This is a genomic window from Altererythrobacter sp. B11 (assembly GCF_003569745.1).
Classification (GTDB): Bacteria; Pseudomonadota; Alphaproteobacteria; order Sphingomonadales; family Sphingomonadaceae; genus Croceibacterium_C.
Genome location: NZ_AP018498.1, coordinates 1577533 through 1591119, shown reverse-complemented (window position 1 = coordinate 1591119; position 13587 = coordinate 1577533). Strand labels below are relative to the sequence as shown.

12 protein-coding genes are annotated in these 13587 nt (G+C 67.3%); 4 read left to right on the top strand and 8 right to left on the bottom strand.

What is annotated here, in order from left to right; all coding sequences use genetic code 11:
• Window positions 1-5 precede the first annotated feature (5 nt).
• Window positions 6-1340: an AmpG family muropeptide MFS transporter gene (locus AEB_RS07630; RefSeq protein ID WP_119082646.1), complete on the bottom strand. Its 1335-nt coding sequence runs from the start codon at window positions 1338-1340 to the stop codon at window positions 6-8.
• 153 nt (window positions 1341-1493) lie between these two features.
• Here AEB_RS07630 and AEB_RS07625 point away from each other — a divergent pair, with 153 nt between their 5' ends.
• The 3 genes from AEB_RS07625 (at window position 1494) to AEB_RS07615 (ending at window position 5181) form a co-directional block, all read left to right on the top strand.
• Window positions 1494-2255, top strand: a complete 762-nt coding sequence (locus AEB_RS07625; protein WP_119082645.1) for a pseudouridine synthase — start codon at window positions 1494-1496, stop codon at window positions 2253-2255.
• Window positions 2252-2806 (top strand): 16S rRNA (guanine(966)-N(2))-methyltransferase RsmD, encoded by a 555-nt coding sequence (gene rsmD / locus AEB_RS07620; protein WP_119082644.1) that lies wholly within the window; start codon window positions 2252-2254, stop codon window positions 2804-2806. Before AEB_RS07625 ends, rsmD begins: the two co-directional genes overlap by 4 nt.
• A 74-nt stretch (window positions 2807-2880) precedes the next feature.
• Window positions 2881-5181: an ATP-dependent helicase gene (locus AEB_RS07615; RefSeq protein ID WP_119082643.1), complete on the top strand. Its 2301-nt coding sequence runs from the start codon at window positions 2881-2883 to the stop codon at window positions 5179-5181.
• Between the two features lie 536 nt (window positions 5182-5717).
• Here AEB_RS07615 and apaG read toward each other — a convergent pair.
• The 3 genes from apaG to metZ form a co-directional block, all read right to left on the bottom strand.
• Window positions 5718-6131 (bottom strand): Co2+/Mg2+ efflux protein ApaG, encoded by a 414-nt coding sequence (gene apaG, locus AEB_RS07605; RefSeq protein ID WP_119082641.1) that lies wholly within the window; start codon window positions 6129-6131, stop codon window positions 5718-5720.
• A gap of 80 nt (window positions 6132-6211) precedes the next feature.
• Window positions 6212-7576 carry a PAS domain S-box protein gene (locus tag AEB_RS07600; RefSeq protein WP_231958957.1) on the bottom strand — a complete coding sequence of 455 codons (1365 nt, stop codon included), beginning with the start codon at window positions 7574-7576 and terminating at the stop codon, window positions 6212-6214.
• Window positions 7577-7660: 84 nt separating this feature from the next.
• Window positions 7661-8866: an O-succinylhomoserine sulfhydrylase gene (gene metZ / locus AEB_RS07595; protein ID WP_119082640.1), complete on the bottom strand. Its 1206-nt coding sequence runs from the start codon at window positions 8864-8866 to the stop codon at window positions 7661-7663.
• A 105-nt stretch (window positions 8867-8971) separates the two neighbouring features.
• On the opposite strand from metZ, the gene AEB_RS07590 reads away from it, so the two are divergent.
• A complete protein-coding gene (locus tag AEB_RS07590; RefSeq protein WP_119082639.1) occupies window positions 8972-10252 on the top strand; it encodes a phospholipid carrier-dependent glycosyltransferase in 1281 nt (426 codons plus the stop codon).
• 59 nt (window positions 10253-10311) lie between these two features.
• Here AEB_RS07590 and AEB_RS07585 read toward each other — a convergent pair whose 3' ends face one another.
• The 4 genes from AEB_RS07585 to recO all read right to left on the bottom strand — a co-directional run bounded on the left by AEB_RS07585 (window position 10312) and on the right by recO (window position 13522).
• A complete protein-coding gene (locus AEB_RS07585; protein WP_119082638.1) occupies window positions 10312-10491 on the bottom strand; it encodes a PLDc N-terminal domain-containing protein in 180 nt (59 codons plus the stop codon).
• A 128-nt stretch (window positions 10492-10619) separates the two neighbouring features.
• Window positions 10620-11777, bottom strand: a complete 1158-nt coding sequence (locus tag AEB_RS07580; protein ID WP_442858053.1) for a glycosyltransferase — start codon at window positions 11775-11777, stop codon at window positions 10620-10622.
• A 63-nt stretch (window positions 11778-11840) separates the two neighbouring features.
• Window positions 11841-12899 (bottom strand): 3-isopropylmalate dehydrogenase, encoded by a 1059-nt coding sequence (leuB, locus tag AEB_RS07575; RefSeq protein ID WP_119082636.1) that lies wholly within the window; start codon window positions 12897-12899, stop codon window positions 11841-11843.
• Window positions 12896-13522, bottom strand: a complete 627-nt coding sequence (recO, locus tag AEB_RS07570) for a DNA repair protein RecO (RefSeq protein ID WP_119084529.1) — start codon at window positions 13520-13522, stop codon at window positions 12896-12898. The genes leuB and recO overlap by 4 nt, the downstream gene beginning before the upstream one ends.
• Window positions 13523-13587: the final 65 nt, after the last annotated feature.

Genomic DNA, 13587 nt, shown 5'->3' with positions numbered 1-13587 from the left:
GCTGATCAGGGATCAGCCCGCGCGTCCCCTTCGCCCACCTCGCCCGCCGTGCCCATGGCGGCATCGACCAGCCCGCTGCGCATCATCCACCAGAACAGCACGATGCCCGGCACCGCCGCGACGGTGGTCAGCAGGTAGAAGTTCACATAGCCGAAGGTTTCGATCAGGCTACCCGCGGTGGTGCCGGTGAGGAAGCGCCCCACGATGCTCGCCCCCGCGCTGATCAGTGCATATTGGGCGGCAGTGAAGCGCAGGTCGCACAGGGCGGAGAAATAGGCGACCACCACCACCCCCCCATAGCCGCTGGCGAAATTCTCGAATCCGATCGCCGCGGCCATGCCCACATTGGTCTTCCCCGCCGCCGCCAGCAGGGCGAAGCTGAGGTTGGAAACGGCCATCAGGATCAGCGAGATCAGCACCGAACGCTTGAGCCCCAGCCGGGCGTAGATGATCCCGCCGACGAAGACGCCCACGATCAGCGCCCAGAAGCCCACCCCCACGTCGTAGAGCGCGATCTCGTCATTGGTGAAGCCGAGGTCATCGAACAGCAGGCGGAAGGTGAGATTGGCCAGCGTGTCGCCGATCTTGTGGACGAGGATGAACAGCAGCACCAGCCAGGCGCCGTTGCGGCGGAAGAATTCCACGAAGGGCCCGGCGACGGAGCGCCACATCTCCGCAACGCCCTTGCGCGCGATCTCCACCTTGCGGCGGGGCGGCTCGCCCAGGATCAGCGCGGTCAGCATCGCCGGCAGCGCGAAGCCGGCGCAGGCGATATAGGCCGCCTGCCAGCCGTAGCGTGCCGCCACCACCAGCGCCACGCCGCCCGCCGCCGCCGCACCCACGCGCCAGCCATACTGGCTCATGCCGGAGCCGGTGCCGAGCTGATAGGGCTTGAGCGTTTCGATCCGGTAGGCATCGATCACGATGTCGAAAGTGGCGCCCGCCACGCCCACCAGCACCGCGCTGGTGGCGGTCCACACGATGTCGGCGCCGGGGTCGGCCAGCGCCAGATTCACCACCGCCGCCATCACGCACAGGCCGATCACCAGCATCCACGAAACGCGCTGGCCCAGCCGGCCAAGCAGCGGCAGGCGCACGCCATCCACCACCCAGGCCCACAGGAACTTGAGGTTATAGACCAGGAAGGCGAGGCTGAAGGCGGTGACCGTGCTCTTTTCGATCCCGTCCTGCGCCAGCCGCGTGGTGAGCGTGGCGGCGATCATCGCGAAGGGGAAGCCGGACGACACGCCCAGGAAGAAGGCGGCGAGCGATTCCTTTTCCAGATAGGGCATCACCGATTGCCACAGGCCCCGGCGCTCCGCCCGAATGCTCTCGTCCATGCGATCCCTTCAGTGTCGCGGGCGCGGCGCTGCGCCCCATGCAAGGAAACGAGCCTAGCGCGGCGCGATTCCGCGCGAAAGGTGGCGCCGCACACAAATGCGGGGACGGTCGCCGCCATTTGACAGGGGGCGGGGCGTCGCTATGGCGCGGCAATGGCCGAAGGCACGGAAAAGAAGGGCGATCGCATCGCCAAGTTGCTGGCGCGCGCGGGCGTCGCCAGCCGGCGCGAGGTGGAGCGCATGATCGCCGAAGGCCGCGTGGCGCTGGATGGCAAGGTGCTGGACACGCCGGCGACCATCCTCACCGGCCTGCGCGGTGTCACGGTGGACGGCAAGCCCGTGGCCAAGGCGGACCACACGCGCATGTTCCTGTTCCACAAGCCCGCCGGGCTGCTGACGGCGGAGCGTGATCCGCGCGGGCGGCCGACCATCTACAACGCGCTGGCAAACGCCCTCCCCCCCGGCACGCCGCGGGTGATGCCGGTGGGCCGGCTGGACCTCAACACCGAAGGCCTGCTGCTGCTGACCAATGACGGCGAGTTGAAGCGGGCGATGGAACTGCCCGCTTCCGGCGTGCCGCGCACCTATCGCGCCCGCGCCTTCGGCGAAGTGACCCAGCCGCAACTGGAGGCGCTGTTCGACGGGATCGAGGTGGACGGCGTGCGCTATGGCCCGATCGAGGCCAATCTGGAACGGCGCAGCGGCCGCCAGCACTGGATCGAGCTGACGCTGGCCGAAGGCAAGAACCGCGAGGTGCGCCGCGTGCTCGAACATCTCGGCCTCAAGGTCTCGCGCCTGATCCGCACCGCCTATGGCCCCTTCGAACTGGGCGATCTGCCCAAGGGCGCGGCGGTGGAAGTGCGGCGCGAGCCGCTGGAGCGGTTCCGCAGCACGCTGGGGCGCAAGCCGCGATGAGGATCGTCGCCGGCGAATGGCGCCGCCGCCAGCTGCGCGCGCCCACGGGCGAAGCCACCCGCCCCACCGCCGATCGCACGCGCGAGACGCTGTTTTCCATGCTGCAGAGCCGCCTGGGCACTTTCGAAGGACTGGCGGTGGCCGATCTCTTCGCGGGGTCGGGCGCGCTGGGGCTGGAGGCTCTGTCGCGCGGGGCCGCCCACTGCATTTTTGCCGAGAATGATGCAGCCGCGATTCGCGCACTGCGCGCCAATATCGCCGCCCTACGCGCCCAGCCCCGGTGTGACGTGCGCCCCGCATCCGTGCTGCAACTCGGCCCGGCGAAGGCGCCGGTGGACCTGCTGCTGCTCGACCCCCCCTATGGCAGCGGCGCCGGCGGCGTGGCGCTCGATCGCCTGCAACGGCTGGACTGGATCGGCCCGGCGAGCTGGGTCGCGCTGGAAACCGCGCGAGATGAAGATGCCGGCGCCCGCTCGCTGCAGGTGGATGCCGTGCGCGAGGTCGGCTCCGCCCGCATCACCCTGCTGCGGATGCCCGCCGCGGCGGACTGACCCCCGCCGCCTGTTCCGATTTTGCGGCCCCGCCGCACTTGCGCGGCCGCCGCGCGTTCCCTAGCTGTTCACGGGTGAACGAGTACCCCTCCCCCGCGTCTGCCCCGGACGCCCCGCAATGGCTGGACGGCCTCAATCCACCGCAGAAGGATGCGGTGCTGACCACCGAAGGCCCGGTGCTGATGCTTGCTGGCGCAGGCACGGGGAAGACGGCGGCGCTCACTGCCCGGCTTGCCCATCTGATCCGCTCGCGCCGCGCCTGGCCGAGCGAAATCCTGTGCGTCACCTTCACCAACAAGGCCGCGCGCGAAATGCGCCACCGTGTGGGGCAGCTGATCGGCGATGCGGTGGAGGGCATGCCCTGGCTGGGCACCTTCCATTCGATCTGCGCGCGCATGCTGCGCCGCCATGCGGAGCTGGTGGGGTTGGAAAGCAATTACACCATCATCGACACCGATGATCAGCTGCGCCTGCTCAAGCAGCTGATCGCGGAAAGCGATCTGGACGAGAAGCGCTGGCCTGCACGGCAGCTGGCGGGGCTGATCGACCGGTGGAAGAATCGCGGGCTCAATCCCCCCGATCTCGATGCGCTGGAAAACGAAAGCTATGCCAATGGCCGCGGGCAGGAGATGTACCGGCTGTATCAGGAACGGCTGAAGGCGCTGAACGCCTGCGATTTCGGCGATCTGCTGCTGCATATGCTCAACATCTTCCGCACGGAACGCAGCGTGCTGGAGCAGTATCAGCAGCGCTTCCGCTATGTGATGGTGGACGAATATCAGGACACCAACGCCGTGCAGTATCTGTGGCTGCGGCTGCTGGCGCAGGAACGGAAAAATATCTGCGTGGTGGGGGATGACGATCAGTCGATCTATTCCTGGCGCGGCGCGGAAGTGGCCAATATCCTGCGGTTCGAGAAGGATTTCCCCGGTGCCAAGGTGATCCGGCTGGAACAGAATTATCGTTCCACCCCGCAGATCCTCGCCGCCGCATCGGGCCTGATCGCCGCCAATAGCGAGCGGCTGGGCAAGACGCTGTGGACCGAACTGCCCGCCGGGCAGAAGGTCCGCGTGATCGGTATCTGGGATGCGCCCGAGGAAGCCCGCCGCGTGGGCGAGGAGATCGAGCGGCTCGAACGTGAAGGCGCCCCGCTGGAACAGGTGGCGATCCTGGTGCGCGCGCAATATCAGACGCGCGAATTCGAAGACCGCTTCATCCAGATCGGCCTCAACTATCGCATCGTCGGCGGCTTCCGCTTCTACGAACGGGCGGAAATCCGCGATGCGCTGGCCTATCTGCGCGTGATCGCCCAGCCGCAGGACGATCTCGCTTTCGAACGCATCCACAACCAGCCCAAGCGCGGCCTCGGCGCCAAGGCGCTGGAAAAAATGCACCAACACGCCCGCGCACGCGGCATCCCCCTCGCCGCCGCGGCGCTGGAACTGGCCGATAGCGACGAACTGCCCGCCCGCGCGCGCGGCACGATCGGCGCGCTGATGGCCGATTTCCTGCGCTGGCGCGAAATGGCCGATCAGGTGACCCCGTCGGAGCTGCTGCGCCGGGTGCTGGAGGAAACCGGCTATGACGCCATGCTCAAGGCCGATCGCTCCACCGAAAGCGCCGGGCGGGCGGATAACCTCGTCGAACTCGCCCGCGCGATGGAAGACTATGAAACGCTGGGCGATTTCCTCGAACACGTCAGCCTGGTGATGGACAATGACGCGGCGGACGATGTGGAAAAGGTCACCATCATGACCATCCACGCCGCCAAGGGGCTGGAATTCGACCATGTGTTCCTGCCCGGTTGGGAGGAAGGCGTGTTCCCCAGCCAGCGCTCGCTGGACGAAGGCGGCCTCGCCAGCCTGGAGGAAGAACGGCGCCTCGCCTATGTGGCGATCACCCGCGCGCGGCGGCGCTGCACCATCCTGCATGCCGCCAACCGGCGCATCTACGGGCAGTGGACCAGCTCGATCCCCTCGCGCTTCATCGAGGAGCTGCCGGCCGAGCATATTGAGAGCGAAAGCTCCATGACCGGCGGTGCCTCGCTATGGCGCGCGAACTGGAGCGAGCAGGAAGACCCCTTCGCCCATGTCAGCACTAGCCGCCCCGCCCGCTCGCAGGCGCGTGGCCCCGGCTGGCAGCGGGCGCTCACCACCGGCTATGACGCCGCGCCCAAGCGGCTGAAGGAACCCGGCCGCAGCGCCGCCAGCTTCGCCGCCAAGCCCCGCAGCGACATCGCCCTCGGCGCGCGCGTGTTCCACGACAAGTTCGGCTACGGCACCGTCACCGCGCAGGAAGGCAACAAGCTGGAGATCGACTTCGAACAGGCCGGCACCAAGCGGGTGATCGACAGCTTCGTGAAGCTGGCGGGGTAGGTTCGGGCGGGGGCCACAGCGCGCGTCCTTCGACAGGCTCGGGACGAGCGGGGGGTGTTTTGGGCAAGCCGCCCTTGTAATTCGTCATTCCCGCGCAGGCGGGAATCCAGCGAGCGCTGCGGCTGAGGCGGACTGGATTCCCGCCTTCGCGGGAATGACGAGCTAATGAGTTGTCGAGTCCCGAAACCCGCTCGTCCTGAGCCTGTCGAAGGACGCGCGCCCGTGCCTGGCCCGCACGCTCGGCCATGTCCTACACCCCGCCGGCCCACTACACCGCCACTGCTCTTTCCACCGTGCAAAACAACCAGAAGCCCGCCCGCTTGCCGGCCCAGCTTTTCCGCCAATGAACCCTGTTCCACGGCGTTCCAAGCGTTGCTGGTGTGCGACGAACCGAGTGGCGCGCAAAGCGCCAACTCAGGCGCGCGCAGCCATGGATTCGCGCCCGCGCGGGAATGACGAAACAGGGTGACCTCGTGCCCCAACCAGCTCGTCCTGAGCCTGTCGAGGACGAGCGCGCACGCCGGCGCGCAACGAAATCACCCGACGGTGGGAGCGGGGGCTGCGAGGGGGAAGAAGGGAATCGCCACTTCGAACAGCGTGCCATCGGCGCGGGCGAAGGTGTAATGGCCTTCCATCGTGCCGTGATTGGTCATCAGCTCGCAGCCCGAAACGTAATCATGCGTCTGCCCCGGCGCCAGCACCGGGCTTTCGCCCACCACGCCTTCGCCGTCGACGATGTTCACCATGCCGCGCGAATCCGTGATCCGCCAATGGCGGCTGCGCAATTGCACCGTGTCTTCGCGATGGTTCTCGATGCGGATGTGATAGACCCAGAACCACCGGCCGGCATCCACGCGCGACTGATCGGGCATGAAGTTCACGGCCACGCGTACCGTCACGCCGGCGGTGAGGGCAGTGTGCTGGAACAGGCTGGCGAGGACGTCCTGCATGATGGGGTCCAGCGTAACGGCTTCCCCCCGCGCGGCAAGGGGCTTGCGGTGAATTGCCGAAATGGCCGGCGGCGCCCTCCTCAGGCGCTGGGGGCGGCACCGGGTGCGGGGGTGTGGCCAGCCACCACGGCGGGATCGCAGCGCACGCACCAGCGCACACCGCCCGGGGCATAGTCCAGCTCCACCTCGGCGCCGAGATTGTGGCGCGGCACATCGGCGATCAGCGTGGTGCCGAATCCGGTCCGCTCCGGCTTCGCCACCGGCGGGCCGCCGCTTTCATGCCACCAGATGGAAAAGCTGCCCGCCTCGGAAGGATCGCGCCAGCCGATCTCCACCCGCCCGCCGGCCGACAGGGCTCCGTATTTGAGCGAGTTGGTGGCGAGTTCGTGCAGCGCCATGCCGATCACCTCCGCCGCCCGGGGTATCAGCGCCAGCGGCGGGCCGGCGATGGAAACGGCGCCCGAAGCGATATCGATGAAGTGCAATTGCAGCCGCACCAGCTCTTCCACCGGCACTTCGCGCCAGTCCCGCCGAACCAGAATGTCCTGGTTCACCGCCAGGCTGCGCACGCGATCTTCGAAGCGGGCGATGAAATCCGTGTCATGCCGCGCGGTGCGCCGGGCCAGCGCCTGCACGGTGGACAGCATGTTCTTGGACCGGTGGTTCACTTCCATCAGCAGCAGGCGGATCTGCTCGGCCTGTTCGCGCTGCTCGGTAATGTCGGTGTTGGTGCCGAACCAGCTGACCACTTCGCCGCGATCGTTGCGGATCGGCATGGCGCGGGAGAGGAACCAGCGATATTCGCCCTCGGCGCTGCGCAGCGGGAAGGTGTCCTCCCACTCGGTGCCCTCCGCCAGGCTATCCATGAAGTGCTGTTCCACCCGGTCCACATGATCGGGGTGGTGGACGCACCGCCAGCCGGAGCCCTGAACCTGGTCCAGCGTGGTGCCGGTGTAATCGTACCAGCGCTGGTTATACCAGGTGATGTAGCCATCGGGCCGGGCGATCCAGGCGAACTGGTTGATGTTGTCGGCCAGCATGCGGAAGCGTTCCTCGCTCTCGCGCAGGCGGCGCTGGCCTTCCAGCACCGGCCCGGCATCGCGGGCGATCTTGCTGGCGCCCACGATCGCGCCGCTGGGATCGCGCACGGGCGATACGGTGACCGATACGTCGATCAGGTGGCCGGATTTGTGGCGCCGCTTGGTGAAGAACTGGCCCACCTTGTCGCCGGCGCGGATGCGGGAGAGGATGCGATCCTCCTCGTCCTGCCGGTCAGCCGGAAGGAGCTTGCGGATCGACTCGCCGATCATCTCTTCCGCGGAATAGCCGAACAGAAGCTCCGCCGCGGGATTCCACGAATGCACGATCCCGTCCGTGTCCTTTGACACGATCGCATCTTCGGAAGATTCGACCAGCGCAGCGTAGATGTCGCGGATTTCGATCAAGCGGCACCCTTTCCCGGTGGCGGAAACGCTATCGCTATAGCATCACAGGAAAAAGATGCGAGCCTGTCCGCGGCCCGCCCCTTTTCAAAGCCCGATGCGCTGCAGCGCCCGGTCGAGATCCTCGATCAGGTCGAGCGGATCCTCCAGCCCCACATTGAGCCGCAGCATGCCTTCCGCCACGCCGGCCTCGGCGCGACCTTCCGGCCCCATGTTGTGATGGGTGGTGGTGGCCGGATGGGTCATCAGCGAACGGCTGTCACCGATGTTGTTGGAGATGTCGATCAGCTCCAGCGCATCGAGCAGCGCCATCGCCTGCTCCCGCCCGTCGAGCACGAAGGAGAAGATCGGGCCGGCGGCGCTCATCTGCTTCATGCACAGCTCGTGCTGCGGATGGCTCGGCAGGCCGGGATAGAGCATCTGCGGGACGCGCCCCTCGAGGAACTTGGCCACCTGCATCGCATTGTCGGACTGGCGGTTCGCCCGCAGTTCCAGCGTCTCCAGCGATTTCAGCACCACCCAGGCGTTGAACGGGGCGAGGATCGGGCCGGTGTTGCGCTGGAACGGCATCAGCCGCTCCTCGATCCATTCCTGCGAGGCGCACAGTGCACCGGCCAACACGCGGCCCTGCCCGTCCATCAGCTTGGTGGCGGAATAGGCGACCACATCGGCACCGAATTCCATCGGCCGCTGCAGCACGGCGGTGGCGAAGGCGTTGTCCACCACGGTGGTAATGCCGTGTGCGCGGGCGAGGCCGCAGACATACGCCATGTCCACCACGTCCATCGTGGGGTTGGCGGGGGTTTCGAAGAAGAACACCTTCGTATTAGGCCGGATCGCCGCCTCCCAGGCGGCATTATCGCGCGCGTCGACGATCGTCTTCTCGATGCCGAACCGCGGCAGCAGGTTGTCGACGATCCAGCGGCATGACCCGAAGGCTGCGCGTCCGGCCACGATGTGGTCCCCGGCGGACAGCTGGCAGAGCAGTGCGCAAGTCATCGCCGCCATGCCGGTCGCCTGAACGCGGCATGCCTCCGCCCCTTCCATCAGGGCGATTCGTTCCTCCAGCATCGCCGTGGTCGGGTTCTGCATGCGCGAATAGACCATGCCTTCCGCCTCGCCTGCGAAGCGATCTGCCACGGTCTGCGCTGTATCGTAGGTATAGCCGCTGGTGAGGAAGAGCGCCTCGCTCGTCTCCCCCTGCTCGCTGCGCCAGGTTCCGCCGCGCACGGCGCGGGTCTGCGGGCGCCAGGCGGCGGTGATCGAACGGTCGGTTCCGGTGGTGTTCTTCATGGTGCCGCCGCGTTTAGGAGCCGCGCAGGCGAGAGGCAATGGCGCGCAACGTCAGCCGCCATGGCCGCTTGCCACCGATCCGCGCCACGACTATTGGCGCGCCAGATGACCCAGCCGCCCCAGCATGCCCGCGATCCGATCGGCTGGACGGCGATCATCACATTGGTTTTCGTGGTGCTGGTGTCGATCCGGCTGACGATCCCCACCCGCTTCTTCTTCGACGAAGTGCATTACCTGCCCGCCGCGCGCGCCGTGATGGCGCTGTCCAAGGCGATGAATGTCGAACATCCGCCGCTCGGCAAGCAGATGATCGCGCTGGGCATGGAGATCTTCGGCGATCGCGCGCTGGGATGGCGGATCACGCCGGCGATCTTCGGCACCCTGGCGATCTTTGCCGCCATGCGCGCGCTGTGGTTCGCCAGCCTCTCCCGCTTCGCGACTCTTGCAGGCGGCGTGCTGATCCTCACCGCTTTCCCGCTGCTGGTGCTTTCGCGCATCGCCATGCTCGATATTTTCATGCTGGGCTTTTCGATGCTCGCCATGTGGATGTGGGCCGGGGCCCTGCGGGAACATGAGACGGCGCGCTGGCGGCTGGCGATCTGCGGCGTGGCGCTGGGCTGCGCCATGGCCAGCAAGTGGAACGCGGTCCCGATGGCGCTACTGCCGGGGCTTTCCTTCCTGGTCTTCCGGGTGCGGGCAGCCGGCTGGGGCTTCCTCGCCACCCGCCGCGGCGCGCCGATCGGGGGGATGACACTGCCGGAGGCTGCGCTCTGGCTCGGGCTGGTGCCGCTGGTCACCTACGCTGCCTGTTACTGGCCCTTCGTGTTTTACGAGAAGGGCAGCATCACGCCCGACCTGCACGGCCTGCTGGAATTGCACCGCAAGATGCTCTCCATGCAGGAGCAGTATCTGAAGAAGCACACCTATATGAGCGTGTGGTACCAGTGGGTGTTCAACATCCGGCCAATCTGGTTCCTCTACGAAAACCTCAACGGGGCGCAGCGCGGCGTGCTGATGATCGGCAATCCGCTGACCATGATCATCGGCCTGCCGGCCATCCTCTGGTGCGGCTATGCCGGGCTTCTGCGCAAGCGGTGGGACGCGCTGGGCGTGTTCGCGGGCTATGCGGCGAGCCTTGGCCTGTGGATCATCGCGCCCAAGAACGTGCAGTTCTATTACCACTATGCGCTGGCCAGCCTGTTCCTGATGGGCGGGCTGGCGCTGGCGCTGGACGAATTGCGGCGGCGGGGCTGGACGTGGGTGCCGCTGCTGGTGCTGGCGGCAGCGGCGGCGCTGTTCGCCTATTTCTGGCCCATACTCAGCGCCGCATCCCTACCGGGCCGCCATGCCTTCACCAGCTGGATGTGGCTGAGCAGCTGGCGCTAAGCAAATCGGCCTCGGGCTCCAAGAGCCCGAGGCCGAGGGTTTGGCTTAGAAGTTAGGGGTTAAGCGAGGGCGCGCGTTCCACGCGGGCCAGCCAGCAGCCACACCACGAAACCCACCACCGGGAACACGATCACACCGAGCGACCACAGCACCTTCGCGGCAAGCGAGGCGGGGCTGCCGATGATGTTCACGATGGCCCAGATGTCCAGCAGCAGGACGATGATACCAAGGATTTCCATTCCGCTTCTCCAGTCTGTTCGGCCGCGCGCAGATTGTGGGAGGCGGCGGCCATCTGACCGCTTCAACGGTCGGAGCGGGAAGGAAGTTCCACTGCCCACTTGACAGGACGGGTTCCTGCAGAATCCAGCTAGCGGAATCGGCCCCATACGAAGCGGCTGGAAAGAGCGTAGTTCCACACCGAACCGATGGCGATGCCGACCAGCGCAGCGGGATATTCATGCATTCCGATGCGCACCAGCGTGGCCGCGGCACCGACATTGGCAAGCAGGCCCACCGAACAGGTGAGCGCGAATTTCACCCAGCCACGCAGCAGCGGAAGCGGGCCGCGCAAGCGGCTGTCGGCATAGGTGAGCGCGTTGTTGAGCACGAAGTTGAAGGTCATCGCCACCAGCGCGGCGACCGTCTGGCCGATCTCGAAATCGCTGAAAGTCCGATGCCCGAAGCCGCCCGAAAAGCTCAGGAACAGCCAAAGCACGGCCATGTGCACCACGACGCCCATGGCGCCGATCGTGCCGAACAGGGCGAAGCGGGTGGGCACGATTCGGCCCAGCCATTTGTCGTAGAGACCGACGAGGAATTCGAAGGCGACGACCCGGTCCAACTTGCTTTCTCCTTCGGCCCGCGCCGCGAAATCGAGCGGAAATTCCTTCACCCGCATCGGCGTATCCACCGTGGCGAGAATATCGAGCAGGATCTTGAAGCCGATGCCCGAAAGCCGGGCGGCATCCCGCCGCAGCACGTCGGTGCGCAGCATGAAGAAGCCGCTCATCGGATCGCTGAGATCGAGCCCCGTCACCTTGCGCGCCAGCGCATTGGCGATGCCCGACATGCGCGCCCGGTCGGGTCGGTTCCACTGCGCCACGCTGGCGCCTTCCGCGAAGCGGCTGGCATAGGCGAGATCGTATTCGCCGGACTGGATCGCCTGCAGCATCGGCCGCAGCAGCGCGGGATCATGCTGCTGGTCGGCGTCCATCACGGCGACCACGGGAGCGGCTGTGGCGCACATGCCCTCGATCGCCGCGCTGGAAAGGCCCCGCCGGCCGATCCGCTGGATCACCCGAATGCGCGGATCGCGGCGGGAAATCTCCCGCGCCACATCGGCGGTGCCGTCGCGCGAATTGTCATCGACGAAGATCGCTTCCCAGCCCGTGGGGCCGAGCGCCTGCTCCAGCCGCGCCACCATCGGCGCGATATTGCCCCGTTCGTTCAGCGTGGGCAGCACCACGGCGAGCTCCAGCGGGCGCACCGCCGCGGCCGCCGCCTGTTCCAGCATGGTGTGGCTCATCTCCATGCCTCGGGGTGATAGCGCACAGGAATGACCATCCCCCTAATCTCCCCACGCCGGGCGCTAGAGCCGCGCCAGCACCGCATCGCCGATTTCCGCCGTGCCAGCCTGGCCGCCAAGGTCCGCGCCCTTCACGCCGTCGGCCAGCGCCTGCGCCACCGCAGCTTCCACTCGCGCGGCTTCCGCCTCGCGCCCGAAGCTGTGGCGCAGCATCATCGCCAGCGACAGGATCATCGCCATCGGGTTGGCCTTGCCCTGCCCGGCAATGTCCGGCGCGCTGCCGTGGATCGGCTCGTACAGGCCCTTGGTGCCATGCGCCGTCTGCTCTTCCCCCAGCGAGGCGCTGGCGAGCAGGCCGATGGAGCCCACGCACATGCTCGCCTGGTCGGACAGGATGTCGCCGAAGAGATTGCCCGTCACCACCACGTCGAACTGGCCGGGATTGCGCACCAGCTGCATGGCGGCATTGTCCACATACATGTGGCTCAGCTCGACATCCGGATACTCGGCAGCCACTTCCACCACCACGTCGCGCCACAGCTGGCTGGTTTCCAGCACATTGGCCTTGTCCACGCTGCACAGGCGGCGACCCCGGCCCTGCGCGGCGCGGAAGGCGACATGGGCGATGCGGCGCACCTCGTCTTCCGCATAGGACATGAAATCGAAGCCCTGGCGGCGCCCATCATCCAGCGTGCGGATCGCCTTCTCGCCGAAATAGACATCGCCGTTCAGCTCGCGCACGATCAGCAGGTCGATCGCGCGGGCGACCTCGGGCCGCAGCGCGCTCAGATCCTCCAGCCCGGGGAACATGCGCGCGGGGCGCAGATTGGCGAACAGCGTCAGCGCCTGCCGCAGGCCCAGGATCGCCTGTTCGGGCCGCAGGTGCCGTTCCAGATTGTCGCAGCCCGGATCGCCCACCGCGCCGAACAGGACCGCGTCTGCCGCCTTCGCCAGCTCCAGCGTTTCGGGCGGCAGCGGATGGCCGTGCTTGCGATAGGCCGCCCCGCCCACATCGGCTTCGCCGATCTCCAGCCCCGGCAGCGCCAGCGCATCCAGCACGCGGCGCGCCTCCGCCATGATCTCGGGGCCAATTCCATCTCCGGCAAGGCATGCAATCTTCATTCCACAATCCGTCCCACAATCCGTCCAAGCAGTTCCCTGAGGCGCAAGCGCGCGGCCATAACATCGCCGCGCCGGTCGGCAAGCAGGTAGTGATCGAGCGCGGGCGCCAGCCGGTCCATCGCGGCCAGAATCTGCGGCATGTCCCCCTGCGGCCGTTCTCCCTCCACCACATGGCTGGCGCCATAGCCCAGCTCGCGCAGCAGCAGCGTCTCATAGGCGACCAGCGCCGCTGCCCAGCCGCGCGCGGAAGGGGCATGGCAGATCGCCGTCAGCAAGCCATCCAGCGCCTGATACAGCGGCGGATGCGCCTGCCGTTCCGGCAGGGCCGTGGCGGTGAGCGCACAGGCCCAGCCGATCGCCCCGGCGGCCAGCGGCTCGGAGAGGAAAGGGGCGCGGCTTTCCACCAGTTCCAGCTTGCCGAAGGGGAGCTGGCTGGCGGAGCGGGCGGACAGCTGCAGTTCCACCGAATTGCCGGGAATCGCCACCGGGCGCAGCCGCCGCCCGCGCCCGCCAGCGACATAGCAGGCCACCACGCCATACTCCTCCGTCAGCAGGCGGGCGATGATCGCGGTTTCGCCATGGGTGCGCGCGGCGATCAAAATGGCGGGGGCGCGAAGCTGCATCGCGGCGGGTGTGGCCTTTCGCGCGGCGGGGCACAAGCGGCGGCGGCGAGGCGAAAAACGCTTGG

Coding starts and splice junctions, on each gene's coding strand:
- AEB_RS07630 (WP_119082646.1), bottom strand. CDS start 1,340: ATGGACGAGAGCATTCGGGCGGAGCGCCGGGGCCTGTGGCAATCGGTG.
- AEB_RS07625 (WP_119082645.1), top strand. CDS start 1,494: ATGGCCGAAGGCACGGAAAAGAAGGGCGATCGCATCGCCAAGTTGCTG.
- rsmD (WP_119082644.1), top strand. CDS start 2,252: ATGAGGATCGTCGCCGGCGAATGGCGCCGCCGCCAGCTGCGCGCGCCC.
- apaG (WP_119082641.1), bottom strand. CDS start 6,131: ATGCAGGACGTCCTCGCCAGCCTGTTCCAGCACACTGCCCTCACCGCC.
- metZ (WP_119082640.1), bottom strand. CDS start 8,866: ATGAAGAACACCACCGGAACCGACCGTTCGATCACCGCCGCCTGGCGC.
- AEB_RS07590 (WP_119082639.1), top strand. CDS start 8,972: ATGACCCAGCCGCCCCAGCATGCCCGCGATCCGATCGGCTGGACGGCG.
- AEB_RS07585 (WP_119082638.1), bottom strand. CDS start 10,491: ATGGAAATCCTTGGTATCATCGTCCTGCTGCTGGACATCTGGGCCATC.
- AEB_RS07580 (WP_442858053.1), bottom strand. CDS start 11,777: ATGAGCCACACCATGCTGGAACAGGCGGCGGCCGCGGCGGTGCGCCCG.
- leuB (WP_119082636.1), bottom strand. CDS start 12,899: ATGAAGATTGCATGCCTTGCCGGAGATGGAATTGGCCCCGAGATCATG.
- recO (WP_119084529.1), bottom strand. CDS start 13,522: ATGCAGCTTCGCGCCCCCGCCATTTTGATCGCCGCGCGCACCCATGGC.